The 24367-nt window shown below is 69.7% G+C and carries 21 protein-coding genes; 9 read left to right on the top strand and 12 right to left on the bottom strand.

Features of this window, described 5'->3' with window-relative positions:
• Positions 1-2: 2 nt before the first annotated feature.
• Both F4553_RS16865 and F4553_RS16860 read right to left on the bottom strand, forming a co-directional pair.
• A complete protein-coding gene (locus F4553_RS16865; RefSeq protein ID WP_184837124.1) occupies positions 3-383 on the bottom strand; it encodes a glyoxalase superfamily protein in 381 nt (126 codons plus the stop codon).
• Between the two features lie 144 nt (positions 384-527).
• Positions 528-2108, bottom strand: a complete 1581-nt coding sequence (locus F4553_RS16860) for an MFS transporter (protein WP_184837122.1) — start codon at positions 2106-2108, stop codon at positions 528-530.
• Between the two features lie 571 nt (positions 2109-2679).
• Between F4553_RS16860 and F4553_RS16855 the strand changes: the two genes are divergently transcribed.
• A complete protein-coding gene (locus F4553_RS16855; RefSeq protein ID WP_184837120.1) occupies positions 2680-3207 on the top strand; it encodes an NUDIX domain-containing protein in 528 nt (175 codons plus the stop codon).
• Positions 3208-3299: 92 nt separating this feature from the next.
• Here the strand turns inward: F4553_RS16855 and F4553_RS16850 are convergent, their stop codons facing one another.
• Both F4553_RS16850 and F4553_RS16845 read right to left on the bottom strand, forming a co-directional pair.
• Entirely contained in the window at positions 3300-4730 is a 1431-nt protein-coding gene (locus F4553_RS16850; RefSeq protein WP_184837118.1) for an aminotransferase family protein, read from the bottom strand.
• A gap of 15 nt (positions 4731-4745) precedes the next feature.
• Positions 4746-5603, bottom strand: coding sequence for a maleylpyruvate isomerase N-terminal domain-containing protein (locus tag F4553_RS16845; RefSeq protein WP_221469924.1), 858 nt, complete (start codon positions 5601-5603; stop codon positions 4746-4748).
• Between the two features lie 254 nt (positions 5604-5857).
• Here F4553_RS16845 and F4553_RS16840 point away from each other — a divergent pair, with 254 nt between their 5' ends.
• Both F4553_RS16840 and F4553_RS16835 read left to right on the top strand, forming a co-directional pair.
• Positions 5858-6442, top strand: coding sequence for a hypothetical protein (locus tag F4553_RS16840; RefSeq protein WP_184837116.1), 585 nt, complete (start codon positions 5858-5860; stop codon positions 6440-6442).
• Positions 6443-6485: 43 nt separating this feature from the next.
• Entirely contained in the window at positions 6486-7016 is a 531-nt protein-coding gene (locus tag F4553_RS16835; RefSeq protein WP_184837114.1) for a copper resistance CopC family protein, read from the top strand.
• A gap of 28 nt (positions 7017-7044) precedes the next feature.
• Here F4553_RS16835 and F4553_RS16830 read toward each other — a convergent pair whose 3' ends face one another.
• Together F4553_RS16830 and tpx are read right to left on the bottom strand one after the other, a co-directional pair.
• On the bottom strand, positions 7045-7449 hold the full coding sequence (locus F4553_RS16830) for a hypothetical protein (protein ID WP_184837112.1): 405 nt from the start codon (positions 7447-7449) through the stop codon (positions 7045-7047).
• A 50-nt stretch (positions 7450-7499) separates the two neighbouring features.
• Positions 7500-8030, bottom strand: coding sequence for a thiol peroxidase (gene tpx, locus F4553_RS16825; RefSeq protein ID WP_184837110.1), 531 nt, complete (start codon positions 8028-8030; stop codon positions 7500-7502).
• Between the two features lie 165 nt (positions 8031-8195).
• Between tpx and F4553_RS16820 the strand changes: the two genes are divergently transcribed.
• Positions 8196-9134 carry a YobF C-terminal domain-containing protein gene (locus F4553_RS16820; protein ID WP_184837108.1) on the top strand — a complete coding sequence of 313 codons (939 nt, stop codon included), beginning with the start codon at positions 8196-8198 and terminating at the stop codon, positions 9132-9134.
• Positions 9135-9300: 166 nt separating this feature from the next.
• Entirely contained in the window at positions 9301-10470 is a 1170-nt protein-coding gene (locus F4553_RS16815; RefSeq protein ID WP_184837106.1) for a lactate 2-monooxygenase, read from the top strand.
• A gap of 585 nt (positions 10471-11055) precedes the next feature.
• Here the strand turns inward: F4553_RS16815 and F4553_RS16810 are convergent.
• Positions 11056-13350 carry an SAM-dependent methyltransferase gene (locus F4553_RS16810; protein ID WP_184837104.1) on the bottom strand — a complete coding sequence of 765 codons (2295 nt, stop codon included), beginning with the start codon at positions 13348-13350 and terminating at the stop codon, positions 11056-11058.
• 49 nt (positions 13351-13399) lie between these two features.
• Positions 13400-14617 carry an alpha/beta hydrolase fold domain-containing protein gene (locus F4553_RS16805; RefSeq protein WP_184837103.1) on the bottom strand — a complete coding sequence of 406 codons (1218 nt, stop codon included), beginning with the start codon at positions 14615-14617 and terminating at the stop codon, positions 13400-13402.
• A gap of 247 nt (positions 14618-14864) precedes the next feature.
• Between F4553_RS16805 and F4553_RS16800 the strand changes: the two genes are divergently transcribed.
• Together F4553_RS16800 and F4553_RS16795 are read left to right on the top strand one after the other, a co-directional pair.
• A complete protein-coding gene (locus F4553_RS16800; RefSeq protein ID WP_312875241.1) occupies positions 14865-16937 on the top strand; it encodes a glycosyltransferase family A protein in 2073 nt (690 codons plus the stop codon).
• Between the two features lie 72 nt (positions 16938-17009).
• Positions 17010-18266 carry a nucleotide sugar dehydrogenase gene (locus tag F4553_RS16795; protein WP_184840824.1) on the top strand — a complete coding sequence of 419 codons (1257 nt, stop codon included), beginning with the start codon at positions 17010-17012 and terminating at the stop codon, positions 18264-18266.
• A gap of 64 nt (positions 18267-18330) precedes the next feature.
• Here F4553_RS16795 and F4553_RS16790 read toward each other — a convergent pair whose 3' ends face one another.
• The 4 genes from F4553_RS16790 to F4553_RS16775 all read right to left on the bottom strand — a co-directional run bounded on the left by F4553_RS16790 (position 18331) and on the right by F4553_RS16775 (position 21830).
• Complete coding sequence (locus F4553_RS16790; protein WP_184837099.1) at positions 18331-19107, bottom strand: ABC transporter permease; 777 nt, start codon at positions 19105-19107, stop codon at positions 18331-18333.
• Positions 19107-20111, bottom strand: coding sequence for an ABC transporter ATP-binding protein (locus F4553_RS16785; protein WP_184837097.1), 1005 nt, complete (start codon positions 20109-20111; stop codon positions 19107-19109). Before F4553_RS16785 ends, F4553_RS16790 begins: the two co-directional genes overlap by 1 nt.
• Positions 20112-20197: 86 nt before the next feature.
• A complete protein-coding gene (locus F4553_RS42455) occupies positions 20198-20896 on the bottom strand; it encodes a response regulator transcription factor (protein ID WP_184837095.1) in 699 nt (232 codons plus the stop codon).
• Between the two features lie 238 nt (positions 20897-21134).
• Positions 21135-21830, bottom strand: coding sequence for an alpha/beta fold hydrolase (locus F4553_RS16775; RefSeq protein ID WP_184837093.1), 696 nt, complete (start codon positions 21828-21830; stop codon positions 21135-21137).
• A gap of 175 nt (positions 21831-22005) precedes the next feature.
• Here F4553_RS16775 and F4553_RS16770 point away from each other — a divergent pair, with 175 nt between their 5' ends.
• A complete protein-coding gene (locus tag F4553_RS16770) occupies positions 22006-22677 on the top strand; it encodes a winged helix-turn-helix transcriptional regulator (protein ID WP_184837091.1) in 672 nt (223 codons plus the stop codon).
• Positions 22678-22825: 148 nt separating this feature from the next.
• The gene (locus F4553_RS16765) at positions 22826-24154 is read left to right on the top strand and encodes a nucleotide disphospho-sugar-binding domain-containing protein (protein ID WP_184837089.1); all 1329 of its coding nucleotides are present in this window, start codon (positions 22826-22828) and stop codon (positions 24152-24154) included.
• Positions 24155-24367 lie beyond the last annotated feature (213 nt).

Raw genomic sequence — 24367 nt, 5'->3', positions numbered from 1 at the left:
GGTCAGACCCGGTTGCGCATCTCCTGGACGGCCCAGCTGTTGCCGTCCGGGTCGCTGAAGAAGACGAAGGTGCCGCCGTCCTCGGGGCTCATCTTCTTCACCTCGCTGACGTCCACGCCTCGCTCGATGAGCGAGGCGCGGGCCGTTTCGATGTCGTTGACGACGATGTGCACGTTCTGGATCGAGCCGGGCTTCGTGTCGATGACACCCTTGCTCAGCAGGATCGAGCAGCCCGATCCCGGCGGCGTGAGCTGGACGATGCGCAGCTCGTCGTTGATGTTGTGGTCGTGGTCCACGGTGAAGCCGACCTGATCGGCGTAGAACGCCTTCGCGCGGTCGACGTCGGCGACCGGAATCGGCACCAGTTCGAGCTTCCAATCCATGGTGGAGTCCTTCCATACAGCGGGCTATGCCATGACAAGAGCATTATGCCATAAACACCCTGTATGTCCGAATAGCTCGATTCCCGGAAACACATCACCCCCGACCGCGGCGTCCGCGATCGGGGGTGATGGCCCTGGTGGGGATTAGCTGGCCGCGACCTTCTCCGGCTCGATGGCGTCGTCCATCGGCGTCTCCGCCGGCGGCATGCCCGGCGCGCCGCCGCCCATCGGCGGGGCGAAGCGGAGCTTCGCCAGCACCAGCCCGGCGAGGGCGAGGAAGAGCACCGCGTTGACCACGCCGACCGTGTGCAGCGCGCTGGTGAAGGCGTCCTTCGCCGAGTCGAGCAGCTGTCCGGCGAGGGCCGGGTCGACCTTCGACGCGGCGACGGTGGCCTCGGCGATGCTGTCGCCCGCCTCGGCCGGGACACCGGCCGGAACGGTCACGGCGCCCTGGTAGACGGCGGTGGCGATGCTGCCGGTGATGGCGACGCCCAGCGCGATGCCGAGCTCACCGCCCGTCGAGGAGAGCGAACCGGCGGTGCCGGCCTTCTCCGGCGGCACCGACGACATCATCAGGAAGTTGCCGAGCGTGCCACCGGGGGTGTTGCCCAGGAAGGTGATGCCCATGCCGATCAGGACCAGCGCGATGCTGGAGGCCGGGTCGACCTGGGTGAGCAGCAGGCAGCCGATCGCCGAGATCGTCACGCCGCCCGCCATGACGTAAGCGGGCCGCACGTTGCGGGCGATCGCCGGGCCGGCGTTGCCGCCCACGATCATGCCGATCGCGGGGACCAGCAGCCAGAGACCGACCTGCAGCGGGGACAGGCCCTCGACCATCTGCAGGTAGAGCGCGATCACGAGGCCCTGGCCACCGAGGATGAATCCGACGAGCAGGCCGAAGATCACGACCGCGCTGACGGCGGGGTTGCCGAACAGCTTCAGGTCCAGCATCGGGTTGGCCAGGCTGCGCTGGCGCGACAGGAAGAGCACGGTGGAGGCGATGCCGACCGCGATCCCGATCAGCGGCGTGATGGCCCAGCCGCTGCGGGCGATCTCCTTCAGTCCGTAGATGAAGGGCAGGATCGCGGTGAGGGACAGCACCAGGCTCAGCACGTCGAGCTTGGCGGCCTGCGGGTTACGCGAGCTCGGGAGCAGCTTCGGGCCCGTGATGAGCAGCAGCGCCATGATCGGGATGCCCATGAGGAACATGGAGCCCCACCAGAACGAGTTCAGCAGCAGGCCACCGAAGACCGGGCCGAGGATGACGCCGAGCATGATCGACGAGCCCCAGATGCCGAAGGCGGCACCCATCTGCTTCGGGTCCTTGAACATCCGGCTGATCAGCGCCAGCACCGACGGCATGACCGTGGCCGCGGCGATGCCGAGCAGGGCCCGGGCGACGAACAGCATCGGCGTCGAGGTCGAGTACGCCGCGAGCAGCGACGCGACGATGAATCCGGCGGCACCCGACAGGAGCACCGTGCGGTGACCGATGCGGTCGCCCAGGGTGCCCATCGTGATCAGGAAGCCGGCGATCATGAAGCCGTAGATGTCCGTGACCCAGAGCTGCGCGGTCGGTCCGGTGCCCAGGTCCGCGCTGATGTGCGGCAGGGCCAGGAAAAGGATGCTGATGTCAACCGTCGTGAGCAGAGTGGGCAGGCACAGGATGGCCAGCGCGATCCACTCCCGCCGCCCGGCCTTGGGCGGCGCGTCAACCATCGTCATTGTTACGGTCCTCTCGTCGTCGGGCCGCACGGCGTCAGTGCGACTCATTAGGTATGACGGCGATCCGGCTCAAAACTCATCACCATCACCCGGTTTCGGCGAAAAAAAGCCGCCGACCAGGTCCGGGAGCGCGTTGAGCTGCCGCCGTCACGCGGCAGTCGCGCCACCAAATCAAGATCATCAGGTGGTACGCGTCAACGCTCCCCAAGACCGTGGCATCCGTGCCGCCGCGCCGCACCTTCGCACGTGCGATCTGAGGCGACACCCGGTCGGCCCCGAAGGGCGCGCCCGGTGATCTCCGGGTGAATCACGACAACCGCGGCCGGCCCCCCGGCCGTGGTGTCGATCGTGCTGAGCGATGTCCTTGAGGGACTGAGCTTTTCTGCTGCCAATACGCACGACGATAGGCAGTCTTGCGAGGCTGGTCAATATTTATTTATAGACGCACAGGTCAGTAGTATTTTGAAACTCAGCTGATCGAGACGACAATATCGAGGTTGCAACGGGCAACCATGGCACGCGATCGTGGAGCTGGTGCGTGCCGTGCGCCCCACGGTCGACAGGAGCAGGCATGCGGTGGACCGTCCGGTCGGCGCGAACGCTCTATCAGGATCAATGGGTGCGTCTGCGCACCGCCGACGTCGAACTGCCCGACGGCAGGCGGCTGGACCACCGGCTGATCGAGGCGGCCGATGGCGCCCACGCCGTCCTCGTCGAGGGCGGCCGGGCGCTGCTGCTGTGGCGGCACCGCTTCATCACCGACACGTGGGGCTGGGAGGTTCCCGGCGGCGCGGTCGAGCCGGGCGAGGACCCGGCCGCCGCGGCCGCGCGCGAGGTGGAGGAGGAGACCGGCTGGCTGCCCCGGCTGCCGATGCGCCCGATCCTGCGGATGCAGCCGATGCCCGGCCTCTTCGCCGCCCGGCACCACCTCTTCCGCGGTGAGCCCGCCGGTTACTCCGGGCCACCCGCGCACGGCTTCGAGGCCGAGCGGATCGAGTGGGTCCCGCTCGCCGACGTGCCCCGCCTCATCGACAAGGGCCACATCACCGAGTCCACCACCCTCGTCGCCCTGCTCACGATTCTGTCCGGCGAGCGGTAGCCGTCACGCTTTGCTGCACAACGTGACAGGGGGTGGGACGGCGCGGGCGCCCGGGACGAGTCGTCCCGGGCGCCCGGAGGTGGAAGCGCCGCCTAGCAGGGGGCGATCCGGCAGCCCTCGATGTCGACGCGGGCCAGCACCTCGGTGAGCGCCGCCGACGTGCGGGCGGTCTCCTCGTCGGTGAAGACCAGCGGCGGCGAGAGGACCAGCGTCGCGCCGTAGTTGCGGGTCAGGATGCCGTGGTTGTAGTAGAGCTCGTCGGCGACCGCGAGGGCCAGGTCCGGCGGCAGCGACTCGCGGGTCGCCTTGTCGGTGACGAGCTCGATGCCGACGGTGGCGCCCTCGACGCGTACGTCGCCGACGGTGGGCAGGTCCGCCGCCGCGGCGAGGCCGGAGCGGAACCCCGCACCGATCTTCAGCGACCGGTCCAGCAGGCCCTCGCTCTCGATGATGTCGAGGTTGGCCAGGGCCACGGCGCAGGCGACCGGGTGGCCGGCGTAGGTGTGGCCGTGGAAGAAGCTGCCGCCGATCGCGGGGACGGTCTCGCCGATCGCGTCGCTCATGAGTACGGCGCCGAGCGGCTGGTATCCGCTGGTCAGGCCCTTGGCGGTGACGATGAGGTCCGGCTGCATACCCCGCTGCGCCGAGTCGAACCAGGCACCGGTCCGCCCGAACGCCGTGATGACCTCGTCGGCGATGAGCAGGATCCCGTGCTTGCTGAGCACCTCGCGTACGCGGGGCCAGTAGTCGGCCGGGGGAGCGATGACGCCGCCGCCGCCGAGGACGGGCTCGCCGATCATCGCGGCGATGTTCTCGGCGCCGATGCGCTCGATCGTCGCGGTCAGCTCCGCGATGAGGAAGTCGGTGACGTCCTGCCCGCCGTAGAACTCGGCCCGGTAGGCGTAGGGCGGCATGAGCTTCTCGACGTTGGGCAGGTTGGGGCCGACCGCGGCCTGCATGTCCGGGATGCCGGTCGCCGTACCGCTGCCGTAGGAGGAGCCGTGGTAGCCGTAGTGCCGGGCGAGGATCCAGGTGCGGCTCGACTCGCCCCGGTGGTGGTGGTAGAGCCGGGCCAGCTTGATCGCGGTGTCGACACCCTCGGAGCCGGAGTTGGTGAAGTACATCCGGTTGATGTGGTCCGGTGCCAGGGCGGCGAGGCGTCCGGCGAGGCGGGCCGCCTTGTCGTTGGTGTACTCGAAGAACGTCGTGAAGTGGGCGAGGCTGAGGGACTGCTCCTTCGCCGCCTCGGCGAGCTCGGTGCGGCCGTGGCCGACCTGGGCGACCCAGATCCCGCCGCCGAGGGCGTCGAGGAAGTCACGGCCGGCCGCGTCCCACACCGTCGAGCCCTGGCCGCGGACCATGACGCGCCGGTCCTGGCGGTCGGGGCGCTGGTGGGGGTGGATGACATGCCGCCGGTCGAGGTTCTCGAGCTCGGTGGCGGAAAGGGATATCGTCACGTGTCTACTCCTGGATGCTGTTTCCTGTTTCGGAGAAACAATGGCACCTTGGGCAGAACCGGACATCTCTCAGATTGCGTATCAGCTGGGCATGCGGACGGTCTTGAGGAAGACCGGCAGCAGCCACGGGCGGCGCCCCCAGACCTTGACCTTCCCGCTCAGGACGGAGCTCGCCTGGCTGACCCGGCCGAACATCATCAGGTCGAGGGTGGTCGGGTCGAATGAGATCTTGACGTCGGTGGGGCCGCCGGGCTCCTCCCGGGAGAGCTGCCCGTGCTGGAGGACGAGCGTCACCGCCGTCGTGTACTTCGAGCGGAACTCGACCGCGATCCGCCGGTCGCTCGGCGGCTCGTCGTTGTCGAGCAGGTGCCCGGCGTCGGCGCCCGCGATGTTCATGACGAAGAATTCGAAGAAGTGCGCGGTCTGGGCGGAGTCGATCGCCCAGGTGGTCCCCATGGCCTTCGCGATGTCGAGCCCGTGCACGAGGATCTCGTTGAGCAGGTGGGCGAGCATGCCGGCGAGCGGGACGTTGGCCGAGCCGATCCAGCGCATCGGCTTGGCCGGGTCGAGCTGCTCGCACTGCTTCAGCACGACGGCCAGGTCGGAGCGGAGCCGCTCGGCGATGGCGTGCTGGTCGCGCTCGGTGTAATAGCCCTCCATCACCGCGACGTTGAGGTGCGCGACGGTGTCGACGGAGGTCCGGTCGACCTGCTCCTTCAGCTCCGGCATCGGGAAGCGGGCATCGGCGGTGGTGAGGACCGAGGCGTACATCCAGGCGACGGAGGCGGTGTGCGCGGCGGTCTCAGCGATCGTCCAGCGATCTGTCGCAAGGGTGCTGGGATCGGGTGCCGTCTCGACGAGACTGGCGAATCGCTCGCCCGCGTCGGCGAGGGAGCTGCGGACCGCGAGCCATTGATCCTGCGTGATCGTCGCTGCCACTCGGGGCTCCCATCGGCGCGTGACCCACCAGTGAAAACGTTGTGGCGTAACGGTTTGTTCGCCGGAAGATTGCTTCCACAGTAGACCATCTATATATTACGATCTAGCGAGTCGCCATCCTAGCATCGATCTATATGTCGCGCATGCCCCCGGAGCCCCCGCCGGAGCGGAGCACGTCGCAAGAAGGGGCCGGCCGCCCCGCCACCTAGCGTGGTAACCGGGTCGTCAACTCATCTTTTCGGACGGAGGCAATCATGTCGGTCGCTGCACAGCGCCAGGCCGAGGGCGGATTCATCGCATCGCTCAACGGCAAGTATCACCGAGCGGCACTCGGCGTCTACATCTTCATCGTGCTGGCCCACTGGGCCGAGCACCTGGTGCAGGCCTATCAGATCTGGGGGCTCGGCTGGGCCCGGCCCAAGGCCAAGGGCGTGCTCGGCTTCTACTTCCCGTGGCTCGTCACGTCGGAGTGGATGCACTACGGCTACGCGGCGATCATGCTGATCGGGCTCTTCCTGCTGCGCCCCGGCTTCACCGGCCGGGCCAAGACCTGGTGGACCATCGCGCTCGCCATCCAGTTCTGGCACCACATCGAGCACCTGTTCCTGCTGCTCCAGGTTCAGTTCGGCTTCCTGCTCCCCGGCACGACGGTGCCGACGAGCTTCCTGCAGCTCGCCTTCCCGCGCGTCGAGCTGCACCTGTTCTACAACTCGGTGGTCTTCCTGCCGATGCTGGTCGCGATGTACTTCCACCTGCGGCCCAACGAGGCCGAGCAGGACGCTGCGGCGTGCACCTGCGCCGGCTACGACGGCAAGCGGCGCGCGCTCGCCCTCGGGTGAGTGGCCGAACGAGATGAGGCGCGCTCCACGCACCCTCACGGCGGTGATCGTGGCTGGTGCCGCGGTGGCCGCCCTGGTCGCGACTACTCTGCTCCTGGCACCCGACGCACCACAGGCCCGGGTCGAGGCCACGGTCACCTCGGTCAGCCCGGCCGACGGTGCGGTGCTCGCCGCCCCGCCGGCCACGGTGGAGCTGCTGCTCTCCGCCGTACCGGATCCGGGGCTGTCGCACATCACCGTCCGCGACCGCGGAGGAACCGTGGTCAACACCGGTGAGCTGGGTCGCGACGGCGACCTGCTGCGCCAGCCCGTCACGGTCAACGGCAGCGGCGACTTCTCCGCGACCTATCACGTCACCCTCGCCGACGGCGAGGAGCTGACCGGTTCGATGCGCTTCAGCGTCGGCACCGGTGCGGCGCCCGGTGAGGTGGCGGTCGTGGCGGAGGACCTGCACTCGCACGGCGTCGATCCGCTCGGCGCCACGCTGCTCGTCATCGACGGCGCGGCTCTGCTCGCCTTCTTCGCCTTCCTCTGGTTCAAGCCCCGCCGCCGCCAAGATCCCCGCAACTCTTGAAGAGTTGGTGCTGAGAGAGCGCCGACATTCAACAGACCATGTGGGTACGCCGACCGGCGTACCCACATGCGTGTGCTTTTCGGGGTGAGCCGGCGCCGTCGGTGCAGAGCGCGAGCAGCGTGTCGAGCTGGGTGATCTCGGCGGAGAGCTGCTGGTGGCGGCGGGCGAGGAAGCGCAGGGCGACCCGCGTCGCACCGGCCGCCGTCCCCACCGCCACGGCGCCGGGCGGACCCGCGGCGCAGGCGGCGATGAGCTCCCCGTCGTCGTGGCGGCGCAGCGCCGACCGCAGCGGTTCGGGTGCGGTGAGGATGAGTACCTGCATCCGGCCCCGCACCTCGACGCGCTGCGCGACGGCGCTGCGGCGGGCCGTTCCCAGCGCGCGCAGTGCCTCCAGGGAGCTGCTCTGAGCTGCGGTGCCGAGCGGCGAGATCATGCGCACCGTCCTTCCGTCGTGGTCGGCCGGGCGGCGTGAAGCGATCAGGATCAGGCTCCGGGCAGCGCAGCCCGCGCGGCGGCGAGCGCGCCGGTGTAATCGGGGTGGTGGCCGAGCTCCGGGACATACTCGGTCCAGACCACGGTGTCGTCGGCGTCGACGACGAAGACCGCGCGGGCGAGCAGCCGCAACTCCTTGATCGCGACGCCGTAGGCGAGGCCGAAGGAGAGGTCGCGGTGGTCGGAGGTGACCTGCACGGCGTCGGCTGCCGCCTCGTCGCACCAGCGGCGCTGGGCGAACGGCAGGTCGACCGAGACGGTCAGCATCGTCACGCCCGGCAGGCTCGCGGCCTCGGTGTTGAAGCGGCGGGTCTCCACACTGCACACCTCGGTGTCGAGCGAGGGAACGCTGGTGATGAGGCGCACCGTGCCCCGCGACGAGGCGAGCGTGACCGTCGACATGTCCCCGCCGATGACCGCGAACTCCGGTGCCGTGGTCCCGACCTTCACCTCACCGCCGAGCAGCGTGACGGGCTGTCCCCGAAACGTCGTGACACCCGATCGCTCGACAGCGCCAGCCATCTAGCCCACCTCTTCCGCATAGCTCGCCGGGCCAAGGAAATGGTCCCCGCTCCCTATTGTGGGTGTGCCCGCCGCCCGCCACATCTCGCTGTTTGCGCTACCTCTCAACTGCTCTGTCCTGCATATATAGGTGACGATCAACGTCTAGGATGGCAGGCTTGAACCATGACCCTGCGCTATCTTGGCAACAGCCCCTACTGCGCCGCCAACTCGCTGTCCGTCATCTTCGGCGAGGCCGGGCCGGGCGCTCCGATGATCGAGGTGGCGAGTGGCTCGCCGTTCGGATTCTCGATCGGGCAGGTCGACGGCGGTCACCGCCGCGGCTTCCCCGACCACGAGATCGAGGAGATCGTCTTCTTCTCGTCGCCGCGGTGGAGCCCGGACTTCGGCCTGGCCCGCAGCCTCGACGTGCTGGGCTGGGACTGCGATCGCATCCACAGCTCGGCGGAGGAGGCGGTCGCCGCGCTGCGCCGGGCCTCGCACGACGCCCCGGTGCTGGTCGGTCCCCTGGAGATGGGCCTGCTGCCCTACTTCCCCGGTCTGGGCCAGGCGGTCGGCGCCGACCACGTCCTCGTCGGCCTCGGCGTCGAGGGCGACCTGCTGCGGGCGCACGACGTCATCGGCTGGCCGTTCGTCACGATCTCCCTCGACGACCTGCTCGCCGCCTGGCAGGGGGACACGTTCGCCTACGAGACCGAGGCCTACCAGGTGCGGGCCGGCTTCCGCCAGGCGCGCCCGGTCGCCACGGAGGAGGCCGTCCGCCGGTCGATGGAGACCGCGATCCACCTGCTGGAGGCGCCGGAGATCGCCCCCGCCGCGCAGCGGGCCGCCGAGCTCGTCGAGGCGGGGCTGACCAACATGCAGTACAAGTACCTCGTCGAGTTCCAGGTGCAGGCCGGTGCCCGCCGCCTCGCCGACGCGGCGGTGCTCTTCCACGACGCCGGTGCCACCGCCTCCGGCGCGATCCTGGAGCAGCAGGCGAAGCTCGTCGGCTCGCTGCAGCTCCTGCTGATGAAGCACGACGACGCCGCCACCGCCTCCGTCTTCCGGGAGCTCGGCCCGACCTACGGGGAGCTGCTCGACGCGCTGCGCAAGGAGTCCTGACTGCCGAGAGTGACCGGCAATGGGTGGCCGGCAAGGCGCACGGCGCCGCCGTGTGCGCTCTCTGCACACAAGGTGACGAGCAACGCCGCGAGGCGCCCATTGACGGGCACTCTTTGAGCACGTCAGCGGGGGTCGATGCATTGGTGGTCGTGGTTGCATGGCGAGCATGGAGCCATCTCGATACGCCAGCTACCAGCAGCAGATCTTCCGTCGCGGTCTCGCGGGCGAGTTGCCACCCTTCACGGTGGAGCCGGAAGGGCTGGAGGAGTCCGCGCGCCGGCGGCTCGGACCCGGCCCCTTCGCCTACGTCTACGGCCCCGCCGGTGCCGGAACGACGATGCGCGCCAACCGGGAGGCGTTCGACCGGTGGCGCATCGTGCCCCGGATGCTGACGAAGTCGACCACCCGCTACCTCGCCACGACCGTGCTGGGCACGCCGATGCCCGCCCCCGTCCTCGTCGCACCCCTCGGGGTGCAGTCGATCCTGCACCCCGAAGGGGAGCTCGCGACCGCGAGGGCCGCCGCCGAACTCGGCCTCACGATGGTGCTCTCGACGATGTCGTCCTTCGGCATCGAGGAGGTCGCCGAGGCGAGCGGTGCCGGACCGCGCTGGTTCCAGCTCTACTGGCCCAACGACGACGACCTCACGATCAGCCTGCTCAACCGTGCCAAGGCGGCCGGCTACACCGTGCTCGTGGTCACGCTGGACACGATGTCGGTGGCGTGGCGGCCGTCCATTCTCGACAAGGCGTACCTGCCGATGCTGCGCGGTACCGGAATCGGGGTCTTCTTCACCGACCCCGTCTTCCGGTCGCAGCTCGCCCGGTCGCCCGAGGAGGACCTCGACGCCGCTGTCGCCCAGTGGGACCGGATGCTCGGCAGCGCCGGCCGGGCCTGGGACGAGCTCGGCTTCCTGCGCGAACACTGGGACGGGCCGATCGTCATCAAGGGAGTGACGCACGTCGACGACGCGCGGCAGGCGGCGGCGTGCGGGCTCGACGGCGTCATCGTCTCCAACCACGGCGGACGGCAGGTCGACGGGGCGATCGCGGCCCTCGACGTGCTGCCGGAGATCGTGGACGCGGTCGGCGATCGCATGTCGGTGCTCTTCGACTCGGGCATCCGTACCGGCGCGGACGCGCTCAAGGCACTCGCGATCGGCGCGGAGGCGGTGCTGATCGGGCGGCCGTTCGCCTATGGCCTCGGGCACGCCGGGCAGCTCGGCGTCACCCATGTGCTGCGCAGCCTCCTCGCCGACCTGGAGCTGACGATGGGCCTGTCCGGCTACACCCGCCTTCGCGAACTGACCCGCGACGCCCTCCGCCACCAGCCCTAGCCCTTTACACCAACTCTTGAAGAGTTGGTATTTCGCGGTGGTGATCAGCCCGTTTTCCCCGAAGAAGGTGTGATCAAGGCCCTTGATCACACCTTCTTCGGGGAAAACGGGCTGATCACCGCGGAGAGGGCGGGCGGCACGCTCGGTGATTGCGTCGGATTCCCTGAAGCAGACGTGATCATGGGCCGTGATCACGTCTGCTTCCCCGAATTTGACGTGATCTTCAGGGGAAGCGGACGCCGCGCCGAGCAAACCACACCGCCCGGCAGCCACCTCGTCGTCGGCGAGCTCTTCAACCCACCGCCACCCGCCGCCTTTAGGACCAACTCTTCAAGAGTTGCGCCGATCTTGGCGCCGAGCCTCGCCGCAGGCCGCGCGGGGAAGGCCGCGCGGGGCAGGGGGCGCGGGGCAGGGGGCCGCGGGGCAGGGCGCCGAGCCTCGCCGCAGGCCGCGCGAGGCAGGGGGCCGCGGGGCAGGGGGCCGCGAGGCGGGGGCCGCGCGAGGCAGCAGGCGCGGGGGGTGGGGGGACGTGGGTGGGCCCGGGAGCGTGAGGAACGCTTCCGGGCCCGCGTGCTGTGCTGCAGGTCAGCCCGCCTGCTCCGCGCTGACCAGGAAGATCCGCGGCAGGTTCGGGATCGTCTTCGACGAAGCGGCCTGCGGCCAGCGCCCGAAGTTGGCCCCCGCATCGCCGGGCTCGGAGACGTGGACGTTGCTCCACCCGGTCGAGCGCAGGAATCCGGCCGGGTCGTCGGTACCGAAGACCCACGGGCTGTCGGCCTCCTGCAGCCGCCGCAGGAACTCCCGCATGTAGGGGAAGTTGAAGATCCCCGTACCGATCAGGTCTGCAGCGATCTTGCTGCCGGGCGCCGAGAGCGACGCCGCCTTGCGCAGCACCTCGGCGGCGAGCTCCTCCGGCAGGTAGAAGAGCAGCCCCTCGACGAACCACACCGTCGGCTTCGACGGGTCGAAGCCCGACTCGGTCAGCGCCGTCACCCAGTCCTCGGCCAGGTTGATCGGCACCACGATGCGCTTCTCGCAGCGCTCGACGGCCTTCGGCAGCCGCTCGGCCTTGTATGCCAGCACGGCCGGCTGGTCGACCTCGTGCAGCGTGACCCGCGCGGGCCAGGCGAGCCGGAAGGCCCTCGTGTCGAGCCCGGCGGCGAGGCCGACCACCTGGTGGCCCTCGCCGACGTTGGACATCAGGAAGTCGTCGAACCACCGGGTCCGGATCGGCAGGTAGGGCTGCCCGGTCTCGGACGCGTGCCGCGGGTGGAAGTAAGTGAGCAGGCCGGGGCCGTCCGGTCCGGCGAGCGGCTCCGCGAAGGGGTCCTCGAACAGCCGGTCCGGCCGACGGTTCTCCCGCGCCCGCGAGGCCGCCATCCAGCGGGCGGTCTCGCCGACGCCGCCGAGTCCGTAGGTGTTGGGCACAGCTGTGGTGCTCATGTGCAGGCTCCTAGGTTCTGTGTGCTGGGGATATGGGGTCGCGGCGAGGAGCTGCTGGCGGTCGACCTTGCCCATGCTGTTGCGGGGCAACCGATCCAGCACGTGTACGCGGTGCGGCACCTCGTATGCCGCCAGCGCCGTCCGGCAGTGGTCGAGCAGGTCGTCCACGCCGACGGGCGCCGACAGCACGACCGCCGCGTGCATCTCCTGCTCGTGGTCCGAGCGTTCGACGCCGTACACAAAGGACTCGCGCACCGCCGGGTGGGTGGCGAGGACCGTTTCGATCCGCTGCGGGCTGACCTTCCGCCCGCCGATGTTGACGATGTTGTCCCGGCGTCCGAGCACGAAGACGTGCCCGTCGGCGGTGACCCTGGCGTTGTCGCCGGTGTCGTAGAACCCGTCCTCGGTCACACCGGGTTCGTCGCTGCCCCGGTAGCCGGTGAACATCATCGGCGTCCGCACGAACAGCCGCCCGGTGTCGGAGCCGGGATCGCCGTCGATGCGCAGCTCGACTCCCGGTGAGGCCCAGCCCGCCGCCCCGGTCGGCCACGAGCTCGCCGCCTGGGGCACGCACGAGATCAGTCCGGCCTCGGTGGTGCCGTAGATCTGGCGGACCGGGGTGCCGAGCGCGGCCGTGATCGCGTCGACGTTGTCGGTGGGCATCGGTCCGCCCGCCGACAGCGCCGTCCGCAGTCCGGCCGGGCCCCGGGCCGCCAGCACCGGGGTCAGCAGGCGGTAGAGCAGCGGCGTGCCGAGCAGCATCGTCGCGCCGTCCCGGATACCGGTGACCAGCGATGACAGGCTGAACCGGGGGATCGTGACGACGGTCGCCGCGGCGAGCAGCGCCGAGCAGAGCCCCGCGAGCCCGTAGGAGTGGGCCAGCGGGACCGCGATGAGCACCCGGTCGTCCGGGGTCATCTCGAACAGCTCGCGGTAGAGAACCCCGCCGACGAGGACGTTGGGCACGGTCTGCCGCGCGATCCGCGGCACGCCGGTCGAGCCCGAGGTCAACTGCAAGATCTCGCTGGTACGCGGGCCTGCCGCCACCGCCGTGGCCCCGTGTTCACGGAAGTCCGCGTAGGACTCGAATCGCGCGATCCCGTCGCCCGCGTCGGCCGGGCCCACGAGCACCGGGGCGTCGAGCGCGTGCACGGGCGATGCGGGGTCGCTGAGATAGGAGCTGCGTTCCTCAAGTAGCAGGACGTCGACTCCGGCCGCCATCACACCGAAGATCGTGGCGATGCTGGCGGCCGTACCATCGACGATCACCACCACCGGCCGCCCGGCGGGGACCCGCCGAGCGCGAGCAGCCGCGGCGGTGGCCTCCGCGTGCAGCTCCGCCCAGGTGGTCTCGATCCACCCGCCGTCGGGCGTGATGGAGCGGACCGCGAGGCCCTTGGGGGAGCGTTCCCGGGCGCGGGACAGCTCGGTCAACATCGTGGCTCCTCCGCAGGGGTCGACGGGAATCCCGGCCGGGCGGCCGCCATCACGCGCGCGCGGCCACTACCGACGCCAGCCCGGCCGGCGAGGAGTGTTCGAAGATCGACTCCAGCAGGAACGCCTGCATGTCGGTGCTGCCGAGGCGATCGGCGAGCTCCTCGTGGGTGGCGAGGCGCTGCAGGACCTCGATCGCGCGCAGGGAGTCACCGCCGCAGTTGAAGAAGTCCTCGTCCGCGTCGAGCGGCTTGCGCACGAGCACCGCTCCCATGACTTCGCCGATCGTCGCGGAGAGGGTGGTTGGCTGCAGTTCCATGAGCTTCCAATCGTGGTGTGTCGAGTTGCCGGTCGGTTGGATGACCTGTCGCAGGGCGGTGCAGGCGAGCACCTCCGCCTGGCGGGCGACTGGAACCAGCGCGCCCAGCCCGAACAGGCCGTGGAAGAGTCCGGGAATGTGGTGCTCGACGACCGCGACGCCGGCCTGGCGCAGCGCGTCGGCGAACGCCTCGCCCTCCACCCGGAGCGGGTCGTGCTCGGCCGTCACGATCACCGCCGGGGGCAGGCCGGTCAGGTCGGGTGCCCGCAGCGGCGACGCATAGGGGTGCTCGGCATCGGCAGGCCGGGCCAGGTACTGCTCGGTGTACCAGCGCATGTGCGCCGAGGTGAGCAGCGAGTCGCCCACGTCGAGCCGGGGCGCGAGGCAGTCCGTCACCGGGTAGATGAGCAGCTGAGCGCTGATCGGCGGGCCGCCGAGGTCGCGGGCGCGCAGGCAGGTCGCCGCCGCGAGCGCGCCGCCCGCGCTGTCACCGGCCACGATAAGCCTGGCCGGATCACCGCCCCACGACGCGGCCTGATCGGCGACCCAGCACGTGGCGGCGTAGGCGTCGTCGGGCCCGGCCGGGAAGGGGTGTTCCGGCGCGAGCCGGTAGTCCACCGAGACGACGATCGCCGGTAGCCCGGCGGCGACGGCCCGGCAGGCGTTGTCGTGGGTGTCCAGGTCGCACATGACGAAACCGCCGCCGTGCAGGTAGGTCACGACCGGCAATCCGGTCGCCGCCGCGCCGAGCGGCCGGTAGATCCGGACCGGAATCCGCTGCGGTCCGGGGATCACCTGGTCGACGACGCTCGCCACCGCCGGTCCCGCCGGGTAGCGGGCGCTGCCGTAACGCTCGCGCGCCTCGACCGCGTCGGTCACCGTCCCGCCGAGATCGGGGTAGGCGGCCGCCATCAGCCGCAGCACCCCTGCGGTAAACGCGTCCAGCGCCATCAGACACCTCCCGCGACCAAGACTGGCGTTCCGGGGGCGGCAGCACAGTGCCCAGCGCGGCGGTACAACGGGCGGTCCGCTGGCGACGACCGCTCTGGCCTGCCCGAACGTCCTCGCCCTTGGCCGCCCGGTGGGCAATACGGGAGTCAATTCCTCGATGGATTGGCACAAGAATTCTTGGTGGCCGCTCCTGCGCTCCCCTCGTGGCCGAGGCGGTCGTGACCCGACGCTTGAGGAAGAAGGTCTCGTGGATCCGTTCGAAAACAGAGTGCGCCGGGAGCCATACCACTACAGGTGGACCCAGCTCAACCAGAGCCAGCCGCCGGAGACGGCGACGCAGAGCCCGCTGCTGGACCTGGGGCACAGCTCTGACGTCAACCCGCTCCTGCCCGACCAGGTCGCCGACGCGCGCCAGGTGCTGCGGTGGCGGCGCGGCCTCGTCGATGACGGCCGCACCGAACTGCGGGCGGAGGTGCTCGCCGGTCAGCGGCGGATCGTGGAGCGGTTCCTCGCCGGTCGGCGGGCCTACTTCGGCGAGGAGCAGAGCCGCCCGCTCCCGGAGGTGACCGAGCTCATCCGCGAGGGCCGGGACATCTTCGTCGTCATCAAGTTCATGGACGAGGCTCCGCACATGGCCGCGACCCTGGACTCGCTGCTCAACCAGGACGTGGAGCTCGGCCGGGTGGTGATCCTCGCCGTCGACAACAACTCCACCGACGGCACCGACGAGATCGTCCGGGCCGCCATCGCGGCGAACCGCACCGCCGCTCGCATCGTCTACATGAACCAGGCGATGGCCGGGGCGGGCAACGCCGCCCGGCTCGGTGTCGACACCTGCATCGCCACCGTCTACGAGATGTGTCGCCGTGACCGCCGGTGGGAACGCCTGCAGTCGGCGACGATCGCGGTCTCCGACGGCGACACCGTCTATCACCCGGCGATGATGAGCAGCGTCGCGAGCATCCTCGACGACCAGCCGACGGTCGACGGCGTGATGCCTTTCCTTACCTACAAGTTCACCGCTGCGCTGCGGCTGCTCGGGGACTACACCCCCGCATACCCGCAGGCGCTGTCGCAGCACGCCGAGGGTGCGCAGGTGACGGCGGTGCCGGTGGACCTGTCCAGCATCCGGGGCCACGACGAGCTGCCCCGCTGGGAGCGGCAGCTCCTCGGTGACGAACTGCTGCTCACGACCCGGGCGGGCGTCGAGGTGCGGGTACCGCTGTCGCAGGTCGACGAGCACGGCCGGCGCTTCGGCGTGCTGGCCGATCCGTCCGGGCGGCTGGCGTACGCGTTCGCCGACCGCACCGTCGTGCTCGCCGAGGCGCCGGTGGCGGGCTTCGACGCCGCACTGGTCTTCCTGGAGAACGGCGGCGTGCGGCGCGAGGAGAAGTGGCGCTGGCACTCGGTGATCGGGCACGACCTGTTTCTCTACTGGTCGTTCCGGGGGATGGGCCTGCCGGAGAGCGTCATCTTCCCCGACAGCAGCGACGCGATGAAGACCTTCCGGGTCTGGAGCTTCGCCATCGGCGGCCAGCACCAGCTCAAGCGGACCGGACTGCGGATCGCGACGGGAAGCGACTACCAGTCCGGCCGTGTCCTCCAGGCGGTCGGCTGCACGCTGCGGCTCGGCCCCGCGGAGGCGTTCGCGGAGACCGAGACCGACCGGCTCATCAAGATGGTGCGCAACTTCGTGCGGCGGCAGTCGGTCTTCTACGGCGAGACGCGCAGCTCGTCGCTGGAGCGGGCGACCGGGCTCTACGTGCACATGACCCGCATCCAGGGCCAGATCGAGCAGGAGCTCCGGGAGTACGCCGACGACATCTTCGCCGAGACCGTCTTCCCGGAGCGGGTGATCTTCCCGTTGCGATGGATGCTCCAGAACGCCGTGCGCTTCTACGCCCACGGACCGCAGGAGCGGCAGATCGTCCAGGACCGGTTCCTCGGCGCGATCTTCTCGGCCGCGACCAGCCGGAGCATCCAGGACGAGATCCTCACCGACGAGAAGCTGCGCGCCATGGCCGAGGCGCCGTACAGCGACAGCGCGACCCTCGCCGAGAAGCTGGCCGAGGAGATCATGCTCGCGCACTACCCGGAGATCATGATCTTCTACCGGTCCACCCTGCGGAGCTTCTTCGCCGCGCACCGGGTCTCTCCTGAGCACTACGAGTGGCTGCTCGACGGGCTGCCCGAGTCCCGCAACGGGCTCACCGAGCTGCCGCCCCGGGTCGACCCGGCCGATGTCTGGGACGGCACCGAGTTCGAGATCGACGAGAAACGCGGCCAGGTCGTGAGCATGCGGCGGCAGTCGGCCCCGTGAGAAGTCGGCGGGCCCGGATGTGCCGGCGGCTCGCCACGAGCGCAGGGAAGGGCGTAACACGTGACACCTGATATGGCAGTGTGTGGCCTCGGCTATGTAGGACTGGCGCTCGCGCGCGACGCGACCGCTGCTGGTCTGACCGTGGTCGGCTACGACATCGATGAATCCGTCGTGGCCGATCTGATCGCCGGTCGGTCGCACATCGACGACGTGCTCGACGAGGACCTGGCGATGATGCTCGCGACCGGGTTCACCCCGAGCGCGGACCCCGCCGCACTCGGGTTGGCGCCGGTGGTCGTGGTCTGCGTTCCCACACCGCTGGACCGCAGCGGCGGCCCGGACCTGGGCGCGGTCTACGGCGCGATCACCGGCGTGGCCAACCGGCTGCTGCCCGGCATGCTCGTCGTGCTGGAGTCCACCTCCTATCCCGGGACGACCGAGGAGGTCGTGCTGCCGATCCTGGAGCGGGTCTCCGGGCTCAAGGCGGGGGTCGACTTCAACCTCGCCTTCTCGCCCGAGCGGATCGATCCCGGCAACGCGGTCCACACGATGTCCACGACACCGAAGATCGTCGGCGGCTTCACGCCCGCGTGCACGGAGCGGGCGGAGGAGTTCTACGGCCGCTTCACCGACACGGTGGTCCGCGCGCGCGGCACCCGCGAGGCGGAGATGGCGAAGCTGCTGGAGAACACCTACCGCTATGTCAACATCGGACTCGTCAACGAGATGGCGATGCTCTGCCACCGGCTCGGCATCGACATCTGGGACGTCATCGAGTGCGCGGGCACGAAGCCCTTCGGGTTCCAGGCCTTCCAGCCGGGCCCCGGCGTCGGCGGGCACTGCATCCCGGTGGATCCGCTCTACCTCGCCTACAAGGCGCGGGAGGCGGGTTTCGTCTCCAAGCTGATCGACGCCGCCGACCAGGTCAACGCCAACATGCCGCGGTATGTGGTGCACCGCGCCGCCGACCTGCTGCAGACGCAGGGCCGGGAACTCGCGGGCAGTGAACTGGTGCTGCTCGGGGTCACCTACAAGGCGGACATCCGGGACCTGCGCATGTCACCGGCGTACGCCGTCGCCCGCGAGCTGCGCGGTTACGGGGCGTCGGTGAGCTTCCACGACCCGTTCGTGGACGAGTGGACGGTGGACCGCCGGAAGGTCCCGCGCCACGAGGATCTCAGCACCGCGCTGCGCCAGGCGGACATGGCGATCCTGCTGCAGAAGCACACGGCGTACGAGCCGGAGCAGCTCGCCGCCGAGGCGAGCCTGCTCTTCGACGCGCGGGGGCTGCTCGCCGACCTCTCCAAGGGGCACGTCGAGGTGCTGTGACCCGCGTATGAACGATTACGGCCTGCCCCGACACAGCGGGGCAGGCCGTAATTCGTGTCGCCGATCAGACCGAACGCCGGTAGGGGCCGAACGCCTTGACCGCGAGCGCCGCCATCACGACGACGAGCGCGGCGAGCAGGCCGATGCGGGAGAAGACCAGCCCCCAGTCCGGGTTGGCGGCGAGCGCCTCGCGGCTGGCCACCACCGACCAGTCGACCGGGTTGAACTTGCGTACAGTGCCCACCCAACCGGGCAGCAGGCCCGGCGCCATCAGCACCGACGAGAGGAAGGTGAGCGGGAGGATCAGGAACATCGACATGCCGATCATCGCCTCCCCCGACTTGGTGAGCAGCGCCACCGCCAGCGACATCGACGCGAAGACGAGCGCCAGCAGGATCGCTGAGACGATCGCCAGGACGATGCTGAGGGCCCCGCCGTCGAACCGGGCCCCCATCAGGAAGCCGACCCCGAAGACGATGAGCGCCTGGATCGCGATGACGACGGCCCAGTAGGAGAGCGCGCCGTTGACCAGGCCGACCTGGCTCACCGGCGAGGTGAGGTTGCGGTCCATGATGCCGGTCCGCATCTCCTCGATGAACAGGTTGCCGGCGAAGTTCGCCGACATGATCGCGGTCATCACGATCACGCCGGGGGTGAGGAACGTGATGTAGGCGGTGTCGCCGAAGCCCGGGACCTCGGTGACCCGCTGGAAGATCTGGCTGAAGAGCAGCAGCCAGACCATCGGCTGGAAGAGGGTGAAGAACAGGTAGACGGGCTGGCGGATCAGGATGCGCATCGACCGGCCGGCGAGGTGGGTCGAGTGCGCGATCGTGGTGAGCATCAGGCTGCCCCCTCCTTGCGGTCGGTGTCGGTGGACTGGAAGGAACGGCCGGCGTAGCGCAGGTAGACCTGGTCGAGCGACGGGCGGGCCACGCTGAAGGAGACGAGCTGCACGCCGGCACCGTCCAGGGCGGCGATCGCGCCGGGCAGGGCGGCCCCGCCGTTGGCGACGCGGGCGCGGACCTCGGTGCCGTCGACGAGTCCGTGGTCGATGCCGGGGATCGCGGTGAGGATGTCGTGCGCCTGCTTGGCACTCTCCGGCGAGGCGAGCCGCACCTGGATCGTGTCGCCGTCGAGGCTGTCCTTGAGCTCGTCCGGCGTACCCGATGCGACCACGACACCCCGGTCGACGATGACGAGCTGGTCGGCGAGGTGGTCGGCCTCCTCCAGGTAGTGCGTGGTGAGCAGCACCGTCAGCTCGCCGGAGCTCGCGAGCCCGGCGATCGCGGCCCACAGCTCGGTCCGGGCCTCGGGGTCCAGGCCCGTGGTGGGCTCGTCGAGGAAGAGCACCGGCGGGCGGTGGATCAGTGCCAGCGCGACATCGAGCTTGCGCTGCTGGCCGCCCGAGAGCTTCGTCGTCACCCGGCCGGCCGCCTCGGTCAGGCTGAACTGCTCCAGGATGTCGCCGACCCGCTGGCGCAGGTCGGCCCGGCCCATGCCGTAGATCTTGCCCTGCAGGGTCAGGTTCTCCCGCGCGGTCAGGTTGCGGTCGAAACAGGGCTTCTGCGGCACGTAGCCGATGGCTCGGCGTACCCCCGCGGGGTTTTTGGCGACGTCGATGCCGGCGACCGTGGCCGTGCCGGAGTCGGCGACCGAGAGGGTCGTCAGGATCTTGACCGTGGTGCTCTTGCCCGCGCCGTTGGGGCCGAGCAGGCCGAGGATCGTCCCGGGCTGCGCGGCGAAGCTGACGCCGCGCACGGCCTGGACCGCACCGTCGCCCTTGCCATAGGTCTTGACCAGATCGACGGCCTCGATGGCGGGGCCGCCGCCGGACGGTGGTCGCACGAGTGTCTGTTGCGCTTGGTTCGTTACGGACACAGTTGTCCTCCTAAGCGTTGTGGACGAGTCCTATCGCAACCCGTTTCCGCACATCACTGTGCTTCGACGATCCCGGCGCGGACCGCCGTCACCGCGGCGAGTGTCCGATTTGGAGCGTCCAGCTTGAGCATGATGCTTGCCACCAGTCGCTTGGCGCCGTGGCTCGAGATCTGCAGGCGCTTGGCGATCTGCTTGTTGCTGAGGCCTCGGACGAGAAGCGTCAAGGTCTCCTGTTCGCGGTTGGTGAGGTTGACCGGTCGGCTCCGGGACCGGCGGTAAGGTGCGTCGGCCCGCCCGATCAGCGCGCGGACCAGGTCGGGCGGCATCGGTGCGTCGCCGTTGCGACACCGGCGCAGCGCCTCGCGCAGGCTCTCGGCGGTGAGGTCGGGCTGCCAGAGGAATCCGCCCGCGACGGCGGGGTAGTTGGAGAGGTCCTCGATGGACGCCTGATCCACCAGGATCAGCACGATCGCGCCCGAGGTGGCGAGATCCGGGCAGGTCGTCAGCCATGGTGCGTCCACCGCGGCGACGATGACGATGTCGATCCGCTCGCGCTGGACCATGCGGCACAGGTCTTCCGCGCGACCGCACTCGCGGACGCCGTCGACCTCCGGCATCGACTGGAGCATCCCGTCGATGCCCCGCCGCAGCAATTCGTTGCCCGCCACCACCGCGGTCGTCAGACCGGTGCGCTCCGTCGCCGTGGGGTTCATGACCGGATCCGTGGGGCTGGGCTCATCCGTGGTGAGCACGTCACGTTACCTCCTTGAGGAGATGCGCGGCAGCGGCGATGAGAGTGGACCTACGCTGCTCGTTCGCACATGTGTTCTTCCCGTGTCTCACCATGGTCCATAGGTGGCCGCCGAATTGGCGACCTCCAGGATGCGCGGAGTGGCTACCTAGTCGATTGAGCGCTGTGACCGGGGGGCCAGCCTCACCTTGCTGGTGAGACCGGCCCCCGTGCGGTCGTGCGGAGACGTGGCTCGATGGTTACTTGCCGAGCTCCACGCGGTACTTCTCCAGCTGCTCGACGAGCTCCACCGGGTGGCCCAGCGCGGGCAGGTGGCCGCTCTCGATCGTGTCCGGCGTGATGCCGAGCCGCTCCTTCGCCACCCGGCGCTGGAAGTCGATCGGGAAGAACCGGTCCAGGGTGCCGGAGAGGATCTTCGTCGGCACGTCCGGCCACTCCGTCAACGGATAGGGCTGCCCGAAGATGGTGTCGGACTGGGGCTTCGGCTGCTCGGCCATCGCCACGGCGAGCCGCTCCGGCGAGAGGTCGTGCAGGAACATCGCCACCGGGTCGAAGTCGGCGTTGGGGTCGCGCCCCGCCGCGACATCGGCCTCGTGGCGCGCCTGGTCGACTCCCGTGTCGCCCCACCAGGCGCCGGCGGTCTCACCCGGTGCCGGGATCATCGCGTTGACGAAGACGAGCAGGTCGGCGCGGACCTGGTCGCAGACGATCGGCGCGATGAAGCCGGCCAGCGACTGGGCGACGACGATCAGGCCGGTCCGGTCGCCGATCTCCTTCACGACGTGGTCGGCATAGTCCTGGAGGACGGCGGAGTCGTCCTCGACCGGCAGGTCCGGCGCGACCACCTCGTGGCCGCGTGCCTTGAGCTCGGGGACCACGAACTGCCAGTAGCCCGAGTCGCCACCGGATCCGTGGATCAGCACGTAGGTTGCCATGGGTCATCCCTTCCACATGGTGCGTAGCCGGGGGTTGTCGCTGATGGCGCCCTGCGGCGGCGTGGTTGCCGCGGCACGATCATCCATTTTCACGATTCCCCCTCGTATCGGTTTCTCCTAAACTAACATTGGTCACTCCTAATATAGGAGTACTTCAGCGAGATGAGGGATTTTCGTGTCGGGCAAGCGCAGCTACGACGACCCCTGCGGGGTCGCGCGCGCCCTGGATCTGATCGGTGAGCGGTGGGCGCTGCTGGTCGTGCGAGAGCTGGTCTTCGGGCCGAAGCGCTTCACCGACCTCCACCACGGACTCCCCACCGCCAGCCAGAACGTGCTGTCCCACCGCCTTCGCGAGTTGCTGACCGCCGGGATCGTCCGGCGGACCTCGCCCGGCTCCTTCGAGTACGAGCTGACCGAGCGCGGCCGCGGCCTCGAACCGGTGCTGATCCACCTCGCCCGCTGGGGCAGCGGCCTGCCGATGCCGGCCAAGCTCGTCGAGCTCAGCATCGACGCCCTGATGTTCGCGCTGAAGACGACCTTCGACCCGGCCGCCGATCCGGAGCTGCGGGTGCGGGTGGACCTGCGGTTCGGCTCGGACCGGTTTCACGCCGAGGTCGCCGACGGCTGCCTCTATCTCGCGCGGGGCGACGGCCTGCGTCCCGCCGCGGTCATCACCACCGAGCCGCCGACCCTGCGATCGGTGATCTTCGGCAGCCGCGATCCGGCCGACGCGCGAGCCTCGGGCGAGCTCGTCGTCGAGGGCGACGTGGTCGCGGCGGACCGGTTCGTCGGCGTCTTCCGACCCGGGCACTGGATCGGGAAGCCCGCTGCGGCCATGCCCAAATGAGCGCCAAATGACCGACCATGTGACCGCTGATCTGGTCAAACCCTCCAGCAATATTGAAGATGTTCAACGTTACAGGTCCTGGCTACACTGATCGACGTGCTTCGTTGTCATCGCCGTGCGCCGGCACAGCCGCTAGTGAGGAGCCCTCATGCGAGTTGCATTCGTTCTCTGGCCCGCCGCCGCGCACCTCTACCCGATAGTGCCCACGGCCTGGGCGCTGCGCGCCGCCGGGCATGAGGTCTACCTCGTCTCCCACCCCTCCATCGGCGAGGCCGTCACCGGCCAGGGCCTGCCCTTCGCGCCCTTCTGTGACATCTCCGCGATGCCCTACCCGCTCGGCCCCGGCGGGGTCTGGGCGCAGGAGCGCGCCGACGTCGGCCGCATCACCCACGAGCTCGCCATCCCGCCGCAGGACCTGGGGCTGTGGATCACCTTCAGCCAGTTCCTGCTCGTCGCGGCGTGGGACTTCCTGCCCTACCGGGGGACGGCCGAGTCGCCGATGCCGGCGATGGACGGCCTCGTCTCGTTCTTCCAGGACTGGCAGCCGGACCTGGTCATCTGGGATCCCTGCATGCCGGGTGCCGCCGTCGCGGCGCAGGCCGTCGGCGCGCGTCACTGCCGCTTCACCGGTCCGGACTTCATGGGCTGGAGCCTCGACACGATCGCCGCGCGCGGCAGCCGCCCGGACGGCGACGATGTGGACAACCCGCTCGTCGAGACGATCCGGCCGATGGCCGAGAAATATGGCGTGACGATCACCCAGGAGACGCTCTACGGCGAGTGGACGATCAATCCGATGCCACCGGCGATCAACTTCCCGGTGGAGACGCGGATGCTCGCCACCCGCTGGATCCCGCACGTCACCCAGGAGCCGATGCCGGAGTGGCTCTACCCCGTGGAGCGGCCCCGGGTCGCGGTCTCCCTCGGCGTCTCGACGCGGGCCTACATCGCGGCCGACTGGAGCCATCTCGCGATCCTGCTGGAGGCGCTCGGCGGGCTCGACATCGACGTGGTCGCGACCCTCAACGCCGTGCAGCTCGAGCACGTCGACAAGGTGCCCGACAACGTGCGCCTCGTCGACTACTTCCCGCTCGACCAGCTCGCGGCGACGTGCTCCCTCATCATCCACCACGGCGGCTTCGGCTCGATGATCACGGCGGGCAACGCCGGTGTGCCGCAGCTCGTGGTCGACTTCCTCGAGCTGGAGATGGGTGCGTCGACCGCCGCCGACGGCACGATCAGCAGCGCTCGCTACCCCCTCGCCCCGGTCACCGGCGGCTTCGTCCTGGGCCACGGCGCCGGTGAGATCCTCGACCTGAGCCGTCCCGATGTGGAGACGATCCGCGCCCAGGTCAGCCGGGTGCTCGCCGATCCGGCGATCCAGCGCGGCGCGCAGCGCCTCTACCAGGACCTCGCGCTCTCGCCGAGCCCGACCGACATCGTGCCGATCCTGGAGCGGATCGTCCGCGCGGCCTAGCGCTTCTCCTTGACGGGTGGGGCGGCGGGTTCTGCGGACCCGCCCCACGCCGTGTTTCCGCGCGCGCTGAGTCGCGCGCGCCCACGTACCGCTTCGCACGGCTTGATCGCGTTGTTTCCCGGAAGCTGGCCCCTCGCAACGACTCTGAGAGGCCAGCTTCCGGGAAACAGCACGATCAAGCCCAAGCAGTGGGTACGGCGATGGCGCGCGCCA

The organism is Allocatelliglobosispora scoriae (assembly GCF_014204945.1).
Classification (GTDB): domain Bacteria; phylum Actinomycetota; class Actinomycetes; order Mycobacteriales; family Micromonosporaceae; genus Allocatelliglobosispora; species Allocatelliglobosispora scoriae.
The sequence above is the reverse complement of the archived record's forward strand: the minus strand, read 5'-3'. Positions and strand labels throughout refer to the sequence as shown.